Origin of the sequence: Pseudomonas sp. K8, assembly GCF_014889455.1 — a bacterium.
Classification (GTDB): Bacteria; Pseudomonadota; Gammaproteobacteria; order Pseudomonadales; family Pseudomonadaceae; genus Aquipseudomonas; species Aquipseudomonas veronii.
Genome location: NZ_VJWO01000023.1, coordinates 20,084 through 31,523, shown reverse-complemented (window position 1 = coordinate 31,523; position 11,440 = coordinate 20,084). Strand labels below are relative to the sequence as shown.

Below are 11,440 nucleotides of genomic sequence, written 5' to 3'. Positions count from 1 at the left end.
CCTCTGCGAACGAACGCAACACACTGGCCTACAGGTGCTCAGCAGGAACGAACATGACGAATCGCTCAGTTCTCCGTAACATGTTGGCAAATCGCCATACAGGAGTTCAGCGTAATGCCTACAGCCTCCATCCCCGCCTACAAGGCAGTTTCACCCCTGCTCGCAAGAAGCGCTGTGCCGAGAACAGGTACCGACAATCTGCCAGGTTATTACTCGACTCAGCACGATATGTGGGTTGTTGAGACACCTAATGGTATTCAGCCCGTTATTGCTCGCGGAGCGTTGGACGAGCTTCTCACCAAGACCAAGGTCAACAGTGAAGAGGATGACGACTCGTTCGTGACGCTCGAAACGCTGACAAAAACAAACTCCAAGCCCGAAAGTGACGACGATCTCATCTCCAAGGGGCAGGCCTCTCATCTGCTTCAACTGATGACCAAGACTGATACGGTGATCGAAGAGGATGACCCGGGTGACAGCTATGCCATGCTGGAGCTGATGACCAAAACCGAGGCAGAGCTTGAGCACGATGATCCAGGGGATATGCAATTCGGCCTCGACGAGCGTTTTTACCTGGATTGAGGCTTTCCACTATGTTTCTGCTGGTCACTAATCGCCGCGACATAACGATGGACTTCGTCGTCGCAAAGCTCCAACGGCTGGGCTTGCCTTATTTCAGGCTCAACACTGAACTACTCCCTCTATCTCGAAGCACGTTGGGCGTGAGTGCCATGGATGATTGGGCAATTGAGCTGGAAGGGAAACGAGTTACAGGGCGTGACGTTACTGCTGCCTATTTTCGCAGGCCTGGCGCGCCACAAGCACCTGAGGCAGTCCTGGATGCGGGTGAGCGTGCCTACATTGAGGCGGAATGGAGCAGCTTCCTGAAGAGTCTCTATTTCCGATTGGAGGGTTGCTGGTTCAGTGACCCTACTCAGATCTTTCTGGCTGAGGATAAACCGCGACAGCTCCTGATTGCGCGGCACCTCGGTTTCAATATCCCGGATACTGCCATAACGAACCAGTTGGAGCCCGCCGAGTTACTGACGGCAGAGGGAAGGGCTGTTGGGAAGCCTCTGCGGCAAGCGGTATTGCCGGGCGCGCTGGAGAAGGTGATGTTCACCTCACGGCTGCAGCCATTGACCGAAGCAGATGCGCCTGCCCTTGGCCTTGCCCCGTTGATCATTCAGGCTGAAGTGCCAAAAAAATATGATGTTCGCGTCACGGTCGTTGGCGCTCAGGTGTTCGCCACTGCCATCTGGTCTCAGGATAACGAAGAAACCGAAGTTGACTGGCGACGGGGTAGCCGCCCTGACTTACGCCACGAGGCCATCAGCTTGCCCGATCAAGTGGCTGCTCAATGTCGAGAGTTGGTGCACCGTCTGAACCTGCGGTATGGCGCTATTGATCTGGTGTGTGACCCAGATGAAAAGCTGTGGTTTTTGGAGATCAATCCAAACGGTCAGTGGGCCTGGATCGAAAATCAAACCGGATACCCAATTGCTGCGGCAATCGTTGATGAGCTGGAGATGATCCGAAATGGCCCGAGTTGATAGGCAATTGTTTTGGCCGACCCTGGTTCCACCTACGCCTGAACAGGTTGCCGCAAATGACCAAATGCGCGCCGGGTGGAAAGCATCCGTCAACGACGGCAATTGGGATCTCCAGAGCGAAATAGCGTTGGAAGAGGCGCGCCGGATGTACGACGCCGAACAGGAGCGTCGTAGAGGTGCTGACACGAAAGCAGGGGTCTATCTTGCGGCAGTAACCGCACTCATCCCGGTGTTGGTGTCGTTATTGCCGACCCTTTGGAGCGACAAGACCAATAAAGTCCTTGGCGCCCTGTCGCTAGCGGTGTTTGCGCTTGCAGTGGCGTATGTCCTTCGAGCAGGGTACAGCGCGTTCTGCGTACTGCGCGTGAGCAATGCCCACATGGTGGGGGCCGACGATATTTCACGCTGCTGGAGCACGCAACAACCCGCCGCGAGCTTGGCCAAGTCTATCGCCGTCAAAGTCATCGAAAACTACCCGGGCAACAACGCCAAGGTGAGCTATATCAAGCTGGCGCATGACTACCTCCTGCGGGCGTTTTTCGTTTTCACCGTGCTGCTGGCTGTACAGGCGCTGTGGCCTTGCGCGACATGGGTGGTAGAAGAGATTTCCAAGCTGATGGCACCTGAGGTGAGGCAACCGCTAATGATGTGCTTTTCCTGACCAAGCACCACAAACGAGCAGACCTGGCTCGATGTCACTGTGATAGTACAGGTGGCGCGGCTCAAATCCGGCTATCTAGCAATTTATGAAGAAGGGATGCTCATGTATTTACGTACGCTGGATGTTCAGGGCTTCAAATGCTTTGGTGAGCCGTTCACCATCGAATTTCGAGACGGGCTGAACGTGCTCGTGGGAGAGAATGGGGCCGGCAAGACTGGCGTGGTCAGTGCAGTGCGCCAGCTCTTCAACGACTCGGAGTCAGGCAAGCGAATCATTAGTGAGCGCGATTTCTACCGGGGTTTTGAGCCGGGCGCGGTCGCTGCTGAAAGCATCCAGATTCAGGCGACGTTTTCAGGTCTGGATGATCAGGACGCCATTGCGTTCGAATCCTGGTGTGGAAATCACGACGAGGCCAAGCTGACTTTTGAGGCCCGCAATCAAGAGTCTCGCGGGCGCTTCAGGCACCACACCTACGCGGGGCACGAGCATGCCAAACCGTTCGAGTCCGAGACGCTGGACTACATCCATTGTATTTACCTACCTCCGCTGCGCGATGCCGAGAACAAGTTGCGCGAAGGTCGCCAGTCCCGCCTTGCCCGGCTCATGAAGGCCCTCTGCCGCAAAGAGCTCGCTGAGGCCAGGAAGGCACAGACTCTTCACCCGCTGGAAGAGCATGTCGGAAACTTCAATCGTGAGCTTTCACAGAGCGACGAATTTGCGATCAAACAAGCCAATCAGCGAATCGGAGACAACCTGAAGGCAGCGCTGGGGCTCAATCTCTCTCAGGGCACCATGATTCAGTTCTCAGAAGTCAGCTTCTCCCGGATCGTGGAGGGCTTGCGGCTTCTGTACTTCCCTAACCTCAGCGAGGCTGACACGACCCAGTTCCGATCGCTGGAGGAGAACAGCCTTGGCTACAACAACCTCCTGTACATCGCGTCGATCCTGGCTGAACTGATCCTGGAGGAAGAAGAGGATCGAGGCGAAGAGACCTATCTGCGGCTCCTGTTGATCGAGGAGCCAGAGGCGCATCTTCATCCTCAGCTTCAACTGCGCCTGCTGCGGCATTTGAAAACGGTGGCTGAAGAACGTGGCATCCAGGTCATCATCACCACGCACTCAACGGTCATCTCTGCCGCCGTCTCCCTGGATCACCTCATCCACATTTCAAATGACGCAAGGCCAGTAGCAATACCGCTCAGCGCGTGCGGCCTTCCTGAGCACAGCCGCCGCTTTGTGGATCGCTGGTTGGACGTCACAAAATCCAACCTCCTTTTCTCCAAAGGGGCACTGCTCGTAGAAGGAATCGCTGAGGCGATGGTGCTGCCAGAGCTGGCGCGTATTGTCCTGCGCCCCTACGGAGAGGGGAAGAACTGCCTGGACGACTACGGCGTCTCGGTGATCAATCGTGGTGGCATCTACTTCAATCATTTCATGCAGCTGTTTTGCGATGTCACGGGCGGCCAGCCAGGCGAGAATGTCCCAATCAGGTGTGCAGGGCTTACCGACAATGACCCACCGAAATCTATCAGGTCGGTTGCAGGCGATGACGGTAAAGAAATCCCCGTTCCGTTTCTTCCCCATGATGATGACCTCCTTGTAGGCGACAATCCGGCCTTGGCATTGATAGGGCCGATCAGCCAGTCGCAGTTCGGCAGGTTGTTCGCAGGTAAGTACAAGACCTTCGAGTACGACATCGCGATGGAGGGTAACAACCTCAGATTGATGTCGACGGCTGCGGCCACTCTCTGGCCTGTGCAAGGCGGGGAAGTGGTGAGGGAGCTGACAAGGCGGGCTGGACTGGACTACTCGACCATGAGTTCAGGGGAGAGGGCGCCGTACGCGAATGACATGCTTGATCGAATCGAAACCAAAGAAATTGGCAAAGGGTTCTATGCGCAGGCATTCGCGGACGCGCTGGCTAACGTGAGGGATGACTTTATCGTGCCGGAATACATCCGCTTAGCCGTCCTCTGGGCTTGTGGGATCGAGGAACAAGCCGAATGACCCGGGTCAGGCCTGAAGGCTCGAGGCCGAAGGATGCCAGGCGATGAACTTCACCAAGGAGCAGTTGGAATACATCGCAGCGCCGCTTGATCAGCACAGCTACCTGAAAGCATGCCCAGGTAGTGGCAAGACCGAGGTGGTGGCTGCAATGGTCTCGCAAACCATCCAGGTGTGGTCACGTTCGCCTTCGGGTATCGCTGTTCTCACGTTTTCTAACAGTGCGACCGACGAGCTCCGGAGTAGGGTGCACAAGTACTTGGGCGGGCCTATCGGCTTACCCCACAGTATCTCTACCTTCGACAGCTTTGTTCTCACTAGGTTGGTGGCCAGCATCGCCAGCGAGCTGACGGGCTATCCAGGCAAGGATGGCGATTTCCGTATCCGTATCCTTGAGAAGGAAGCGAATATCTTCCAGACCCAGCAACGGATTTGTGGTCGCCGCATCTCAGCCTGTCGGTACAACTATGACTTGGAGGCGGGGCGCTTCAAGTTTTCGACCGGCGATCGAGCGCTCGATCATCAGCTCAACGCCGTGGAGGTTACTGACAATATGCATCGGGATCTCGTAGCCACGAAGAGGCGGTTCTGGCTCGGTGGTTACGCTACCCATGGTGACATCGATATGCTGGCGCTTATGGCCTTCAAAGATCACCAGTTTGACCGCTACTTCTCCCGAGTTGCCCGTCGGTTTCCCGTTGTGATCGTGGATGAGTGCCAGGATCTCTCCGCTGAACAACTGCAAATCGTGAGCAAACTCAGCGGCTTTGGGATCAAGTTTCACTTCGTCGGTGACCTAAACCAATCGATTTATGGGTTCCGCAAATCGAACCCGGCCAACGTCAACAAGCTCATGGGCGTACTGCAGTTCAAGCAGTACGAACTGACCACCAATTGGCGCAGCGGCCAGGCCATAGTCGACCTCTGCAGCAACATCGTCGGTACCGGGAAGGTTTCGGGGAATCCTGAAATCGCATCCATCCAGCCCAAAATTCTCGAGTACGAAAGTTGTCCATCCGAGCTGCTGCCTACGATCCGAAACCTGACAGCTGCATACAATGAGGTGGTACTGGTTGCCCGAGGGCATGCAACCCTTCAGCGCCTGCGCAACGGGAAGACCTTTGAAGGCATTGAGCTGCTTGCAGTCGCCTGCATTGGCGCCAGCTCAGGGAGCCTGAGCGATCTCAAAGTGAGTCTCAGGACATTCGCCCAGTGGCTTGCAGGGAAGCTAAAGCTGGAGGTCACCAAGACGGGGCCCTATTGCCCAACCTCAATGGAGTCGAAACTGGCCTGGCGTAAATTCATCCACCAAAGCCTGAGGTTCATGGTTGCCAGCGGCGCCGGCAACTCCGATCAAAATTGGTCAGCGTGGGTACGCTGCGCAAAACTCGCACTGCGACAACTCCCTGACCAGGCGTTCGTGCCCGATGAAATTCTTAATGAATTGCAGGAATTGAGAGGACTCAACCTCGTCACCAAGCGTGGTCAAGGTGATAAGCCAGTGTCGATCCGTCTCTCGAGTCAGGATATCCAGGATGGCGAATCGGAGACATTGCGTTACGAGACGATTCACCAAGTCAAAGGTGAGACTCACGATGTCACTGTGGTTGTGTCCTCACGTAAACGCGGCAAAGGTGAATCACACTGGGCCGACTGGCTACAGAACCGTGAGTCTGAGGCCGCCCGTTTTGCCTACGTCGCGAGCTCAAGACCTCGGCACATGCTCATTTGGGCAGTCAAAACGCTGAAACCTCGCGAGCGTCCAACCCTGGTCAATTTGGGCTTCCAACTGCCGTGAAGGACTTGAGCGTGCCTTCAATGACCGGAAACCTGTTCAATCCCACGGGCAACGAGCGCCCTATCATCGACGGCTCAAAACAACTGATTGAGTGGATCTGATTTCAATGACGTTATCGAGCGCGGTGTGCTTTAAATGCGTACACGACACTTTTCTCAGTACATGGGTCACTGAAACTGGGGCGCTCGACCACTGTAGCCTCTGTGGTGACATGGCCCAAAGCGTCGCACTCGTCGAGATCACTGCGCGGGCGCGTGCCGTTCTCGACCAATACATCTGGGAGGCGCGGAATCATCGTCATTGGGGTTCCGACGGTTCAAGACTGGAATCACCCGGCGAACCATTGAAATACTGGGTCGCCGAAGTCTTCGCTTGTTCCCCTGGTGCACCTATCGTTCAGGCAGTTTGTGGTGGACTGAGTGAGGAGTGCGACGCACTGCCCATTTTTTCCACCACCATCCACTACAGCATTCGTCCGGCTGGGGTTAAAAGTGCGCTTAATCGGTGGTGCGACATCCAGGAGGGCATGCGGCACAGCAGTCGGTTCTTCAACGACGAGGCCAGGCAGCTTCTCAGCTGGCTGTTCGACGACCTGGGCCAATACGCAGAGTCAGCCGAGGCTGACCATGTCGTGCAGACCCTCAAGCCGGATGATTGTCCCGCAATCTACCGCGCGCGGCGCAGTCCTGCTGAAAAGGTCGAGAGGATTCGGGACAACCCCGACACTGAACTGGGTTCACCACCAAAAGAAGTATCGGGCGAGGGTAGAATGAACCCTGCTGGAATCCCGGCGTTCTACGGTGCATTCGATCGTCAGACATGCATCGCAGAACTGCGCCCGCTTCCACAGGACAGCTTCATCAGTGGGCGATTCCAGCTCATCCGCGCGGTTCGAGTACTCGACTTCGAACGCTTCGAAGGCGCTAATCTAGGGCCGATTCCAAGCTTCTTCGACCCTGAGTACTTCAAGCACCTTGATCGCCAAGGTTTCCTTCGCAAAATTCACGAGGAAATAAGGATTCCAGTCGATGAGGAAGAAAAACGAAACTACCTGATTACCCAAGCTGTAGCCGAATACTTGGCCCTCAAGTGCTCCCCGCGCTTTGACGGCGTCATCTTTCGCTCTGCTCAACGCGCTGAGGGGCGGAACATTGTACTGTTCTCGCATGCCGCCGCTAAGCCAACGTCATCCACGGTGCGTTTTGCAACCGGATACCGGGTGAGCGGCGCAAAGGCGGGTGATCCATTGAGTATCGAGTACGTGGCCGGTAGCATGATTCTTCACACCATCGATAAAGACAATGTGGGCACGATGGATTAGGTGCTGAAAGAAACAGAATCTTCCAACGCCATACCCGAGGCATAAATAGCCCGGGCTGGTAGCAGGCACAGCCCAAACAGGTGAGGGTGGCGCCTACACTACGAAAAGTACAAGACCATCATCCATACTGAAACGCTCGGAAAATCAGCGAGACCAGGGAGGGCGAGAGATGAAATATGCCCACGTGGGCGACACCCGAATGGAAGCCGAACCGAAGCTGCGCGGGGTTTGCCCATCTTGTGAATCTGAGGTGATATCCAAATGTGGCAAACATGTGATCTGGCACTGGGCACATCGATCAAAACTCAGCTGTGACCCGTGGTGGGAAAACGAGACGGCCTGGCACCGGGAATGGAAGAATCGATTCCCAGCAGAATGGCAGGAGGTCATGCATCAAGACCCGATCAGCCGTGAACGCCATATCGCCGATGTGAAGAGCAGTCACGGTGTCGTAGTTGAATTCCAGCGCTCGACGATCGATCCCGAGGAAGTGACAGCGCGAGAGCAATTCTACAAGCGGATCGTTTGGGTGATCGACGGGACACGCAGCGAACTGGACAGCTCTTTTTTCAATCTTTCACGCAGTGGAATCTCCACTGAGGGCTACGCCTACTTCAAGTGGCTGGGGCGTAGCCGCCTATTCCACCGCTGGCATACCCGCACACCCGTTTTTGTGGACTTTGGGGGCGCGGGGTTTTGGAGGGTGTGCGCGTTCGACCCTACGACCAAAGAGGGAACAGTCGGAATTGTTGATCGGGATTTGTTTTGCCAAGGCTTAATCCGAGGCGAGACCGATTTCAGCCGGGGTGGTGGCCCAGCCGGGATGCTTTAGATGCATTGCGCACCTGAACGTATGGGCAACACCACACGCTCATGGCTCAACGGCTTCCTTGATGCCGGGGCTTGTCGCAGGCGAGCTAAGCGCTCTACAGCTTGCTCGAGGCTCGACCGTTGCCTGGAGGCTAAGGTGTTTCACTGATTCGAATTGCAAACCTGAGATCCGACGCAGTGATTTCGAAAGCAACCACCTGCGCAACCTGACGGCCATACTCTAGTGAGTGGCTCCAAAGTATCCGTGCTGGGCCATGGTCACCCAGATTTCTTGCACACGATTACCCGTCGGATGATCGTCCGGCCAAGGTCAAGCCGAGGTTGCCTCAGCACGCAGTGCTCCACCATGAGACCTACTCGGTCGCCGGCGAAGCTGATGCGCTCGCTGAATACGACGAGCGCCTTGGTGCGTTCTATCAACGCGAAGGAATGAAGGCATCGGGCTGGTCTGAGCAGGTGGTCAGCAGGCTGCGGAGCGTCTCGAGCCTGCACGGACGCGAAGAGCTTGTCGGAGAGCTTAAGCGAATGGGGTTCGGTCTACACTAAAGCAACCTTGGCCACAGCCGTGCACGCATCGAGGATACTCAGGAACAACTGCACAAACGTTTCCACACCCATTTATACCCATTTTCAATGGTCACTGACGATTCGGTAGGTCGTCCAGGTGCAGCCTTCAGAAGGACAAATGCTTACAGCGAAGGCGTTGCTGGCGTTGATGCCGTGGCGCCCGGTTGATTCCTGAGCAACCTGAGCTCTGAAGGTTTAGGATCAGAGCTTCGTTGGCGCATGGAAATCCCGGTGAAAATGGCGATCGCGTCCGCTTAAAAATACGCGGACACCATCGCTTTAAAACGGGGCTTCGGAAGGTTAGTTCGCCGGACGCTTACAGATCATTCAGCCCAAGACCACGTGAACGGGGGTGGCTATGGCAGTGGTGTTTTTTCTACCTTGGGTAGCGGCTACCGAGGAGCTTCGGATCGCAGACATGCGCCTCATCCCTTACGAGCGCGGTCGACTCCCTGGCGAACTGCTGGGCATCCCTCAAGCAGCATTCGACGGCGTTCTAGGTAACTATGGCGACCGGGGAATTGGCTCTCACCCCGCTCAGCCAATCAATCAAGCGACACTCATCATCTGGGACGAGGACACGCCGGGCCTGGAGGCATCCGATGCCCAAATCCAGGAGCGATTGGTTCAGGGCTCCTACCTTGCATTCTCAGCCTTAGCTAAGCGAAAGTTTTGCTCTACGTCTGAATACTACAACGCAGACACCCTGCAGGTCGTGGCGCAGCGGTTTGATGTCGGCACGCCTACTTACTCCTGCATGACCACGCGCCGGCGTGACGGCAATACGCAAAACATGCTGGCAGGGAGCGGCGGGCTCAAGTTCGTTCGGCCTTACCATGTCGACAACCGCACTCGCATCTCACTCGATGCGCCACTACTGGAAGCTTTGCTAAAACTCCCTGACGGAGACCTGAAGGAGCGCATCGACGAAGCAATCGTCTCTTACCTCAGGGCCAACACTGATGCTTCATCCATGGATGAGCGATCAGAGCTGATCCTGATGAGGCTCGCCATCGACACGCTGCTGGCCGTCCCGCATGACAAGGCAGCCTTTCGCAGGGCCATCAACGAACACTTCGACGAGCTACCGAACCCGCCCACTTGGTACAACGGCAATTTGGACGAGCGCTGGTGGTGCACTCACTGGGACAGCAACGTAAGCCGCCCGCTCGACGCCTGGGTACACGATTTCAGTGCCGCTCGTAACGCTGCCGCCCATGGCCCTGGTACCGGTCAGAAGGGAAGCATCTGGCCACGCTATAACCACCTTATTTTCTCTGCATGGTTGCTGCCCCTGATCGTCAAGAAGCTGCTCGCCGAAGCAGGGCTTTATGAGCTCAGCGCCGAAGACAAGGTCGCCCGGGCAGGATTTGAGGTCTTTCTGACCCACGATCTGCTGGCGCTTAGCGACGAGCATGAGAACACGGTTTGGTGGCAGATTGCCGAGTCCGAGCTTTTGCTGCCTCTCTTTGCTGAGCAATTGCACCGAGCATGCGAATGACGAAACCATGGTGTTGTGGAATTGAGTCAACGCGTGCTGATACGCAGGGGATGCGTGGAGGCAATCCGAGAGAGAAGTGAAGATATAGCTTGAAACCGCCCTCGACACGGTGTGTAAACCAATTTTTTGATGTGTAAACCACAGCGCTTTACACGTCAAAAAACTGGTTTACACGTTCTATAAGACGCCAGCCTCAGGCCAACGTAACTACCTGCCGGCATCGTAGTAACAGGCACGCCTGAAACTGGCACCAGGCTCGCCGATGAGGGGAGACAGTGAGCGGATAGCGATGGTGTAGGATAGAACTAGACCGCCGCAGGAGCGTACTCATGAGCACTTTGCCCCCCGATCAACAGGCCCGTTATTTGGAAGTGCTCGACGCCGCGAAGCGCTTGTATGGCGGTGATATCGACGCAGCCATGCACTGGATGTCACGTCCGATAAAAGTATTTGGCGGCAAAGCCCCTGCCTGCATGGTCACCAGCAGTGTGGAGACTGAGACCGCTGTCGAGTATGCCAGGCGTTTGGAGCATGGATTCGTTGCCTGATCGACCTCGGTTGAAATATTCAAGCATCCATCTAGCCAATGGGCCGGGCCGACCACCACTGTATCGCACGCTCCGATGCTCACGCTGAAGCCTGAGCTTGTCGACAACCGGGGACACCTTTTCTCGATTGGTCTTGGACTTTGACCCCGAAGCAATCTCAGCACTAGCTACTCGGCGAAGCACAGCTCAGCTTGAGGGGAAGGGCGAGCAACCTCCAGCCGCCGGGACTGAGCGGCCTTTTGCACATTGATACTTGGGAGTGAAGAGACCCCCAGTTGTTTGAGGGCGCCATGGGCCTCAAGGTCTGCCACGTCAGCCTTGAGTCGCTGCACCAGGCTATCAATCGGCTGTCCGCTCTCCACACTCAATGTCAGAGTAAAAAGTGTCAGAGGGCTCAGCCCCAGCGTGTCACTGATGGCAGTTAGTTTGTCGACGGTAGGGCTTGATAGCCCCTGTTCCAATTTCGACATGTAGCCACGGCTGCTGGCCTCGGCCATTTGCTTGTGCGTTAGGCCTCGGCTGATCCGCAAAGTTTTCAGTACGTTGGCAAAGCCTGTTTTGAGCGACATGTGAACACCTGACCAGGGTGAGCCGAGCAGGACTCCCACACGCCTGCAGCTGCGGAAAGACCCTACGTAGAGCATCTGAGCGTATCA

Annotated in this window: 10 protein-coding genes; 9 read left to right on the top strand and 1 reads right to left on the bottom strand. The window is 56.0% G+C overall.

All coding sequences use genetic code 11. The annotated features are described in order from the left end of the window. Positions 1–114: 114 nt before the first annotated feature. From INT12_RS16840 to INT12_RS16800, 9 genes are all read left to right on the top strand, one after another. Positions 115–582: a hypothetical protein gene (locus INT12_RS16840; RefSeq protein ID WP_226926229.1), complete on the top strand. Its 468-nt coding sequence runs from the start codon at positions 115–117 to the stop codon at positions 580–582. Between the two features lie 11 nt (positions 583–593). Beyond that, positions 594–1,553, top strand: a complete 960-nt coding sequence (locus tag INT12_RS16835) for a hypothetical protein (protein WP_193039936.1) — start codon at positions 594–596, stop codon at positions 1,551–1,553. After that, entirely contained in the window at positions 1,540–2,214 is a 675-nt protein-coding gene (locus INT12_RS16830) for a hypothetical protein (RefSeq protein ID WP_193039935.1), read from the top strand. The genes INT12_RS16835 and INT12_RS16830 overlap by 14 nt, the downstream gene beginning before the upstream one ends. Positions 2,215–2,316: 102 nt before the next feature. Further along, positions 2,317–4,221, top strand: a complete 1,905-nt coding sequence (locus tag INT12_RS16825; RefSeq protein WP_193058936.1) for an ATP-dependent nuclease — start codon at positions 2,317–2,319, stop codon at positions 4,219–4,221. 43 nt (positions 4,222–4,264) lie between these two features. Further along, on the top strand, positions 4,265–6,016 hold the full coding sequence (locus INT12_RS16820; RefSeq protein ID WP_016981727.1) for a UvrD-helicase domain-containing protein: 1,752 nt from the start codon (positions 4,265–4,267) through the stop codon (positions 6,014–6,016). A 211-nt stretch (positions 6,017–6,227) separates the two neighbouring features. Then, on the top strand, positions 6,228–7,337 hold the full coding sequence (locus tag INT12_RS16815) for an RES family NAD+ phosphorylase (RefSeq protein ID WP_226926228.1): 1,110 nt from the start codon (positions 6,228–6,230) through the stop codon (positions 7,335–7,337). Between the two features lie 169 nt (positions 7,338–7,506). Next, entirely contained in the window at positions 7,507–8,169 is a 663-nt protein-coding gene (locus INT12_RS16810; RefSeq protein ID WP_193039933.1) for a competence protein CoiA, read from the top strand. A gap of 984 nt (positions 8,170–9,153) precedes the next feature. Further along, positions 9,154–10,236 (top strand): hypothetical protein, encoded by a 1,083-nt coding sequence (locus INT12_RS16805; RefSeq protein ID WP_226926227.1) that lies wholly within the window; start codon positions 9,154–9,156, stop codon positions 10,234–10,236. Positions 10,237–10,565: 329 nt separating this feature from the next. After that, positions 10,566–10,784, top strand: a complete 219-nt coding sequence (locus INT12_RS16800; RefSeq protein ID WP_090208703.1) for an antitoxin Xre/MbcA/ParS toxin-binding domain-containing protein — start codon at positions 10,566–10,568, stop codon at positions 10,782–10,784. A gap of 167 nt (positions 10,785–10,951) precedes the next feature. Here the strand turns inward: INT12_RS16800 and INT12_RS16795 are convergent, their stop codons facing one another. Continuing rightward, on the bottom strand, positions 10,952–11,353 hold the full coding sequence (locus tag INT12_RS16795) for a helix-turn-helix domain-containing protein (RefSeq protein ID WP_090208700.1): 402 nt from the start codon (positions 11,351–11,353) through the stop codon (positions 10,952–10,954). Positions 11,354–11,440: the final 87 nt, after the last annotated feature.

Excerpts from the sequence above, each read along its gene's own strand:
- INT12_RS16840 (WP_226926229.1), top strand. The coding sequence starts at position 115 with ATGCCTACAGCCTCCATCCCCGCCTACAAGGCAGTTTCACCCCTGCTC.
- INT12_RS16835 (WP_193039936.1), top strand. The coding sequence starts at position 594 with ATGTTTCTGCTGGTCACTAATCGCCGCGACATAACGATGGACTTCGTC.
- INT12_RS16830 (WP_193039935.1), top strand. The coding sequence starts at position 1,540 with ATGGCCCGAGTTGATAGGCAATTGTTTTGGCCGACCCTGGTTCCACCT.
- INT12_RS16825 (WP_193058936.1), top strand. The coding sequence starts at position 2,317 with ATGTATTTACGTACGCTGGATGTTCAGGGCTTCAAATGCTTTGGTGAG.
- INT12_RS16820 (WP_016981727.1), top strand. The coding sequence starts at position 4,265 with ATGAACTTCACCAAGGAGCAGTTGGAATACATCGCAGCGCCGCTTGAT.
- INT12_RS16815 (WP_226926228.1), top strand. The coding sequence starts at position 6,228 with ATGGCCCAAAGCGTCGCACTCGTCGAGATCACTGCGCGGGCGCGTGCC.
- INT12_RS16810 (WP_193039933.1), top strand. The coding sequence starts at position 7,507 with ATGAAATATGCCCACGTGGGCGACACCCGAATGGAAGCCGAACCGAAG.
- INT12_RS16805 (WP_226926227.1), top strand. The coding sequence starts at position 9,154 with ATGCGCCTCATCCCTTACGAGCGCGGTCGACTCCCTGGCGAACTGCTG.
- INT12_RS16800 (WP_090208703.1), top strand. The coding sequence starts at position 10,566 with ATGAGCACTTTGCCCCCCGATCAACAGGCCCGTTATTTGGAAGTGCTC.
- INT12_RS16795 (WP_090208700.1), bottom strand. The coding sequence starts at position 11,353 with ATGTCGCTCAAAACAGGCTTTGCCAACGTACTGAAAACTTTGCGGATC.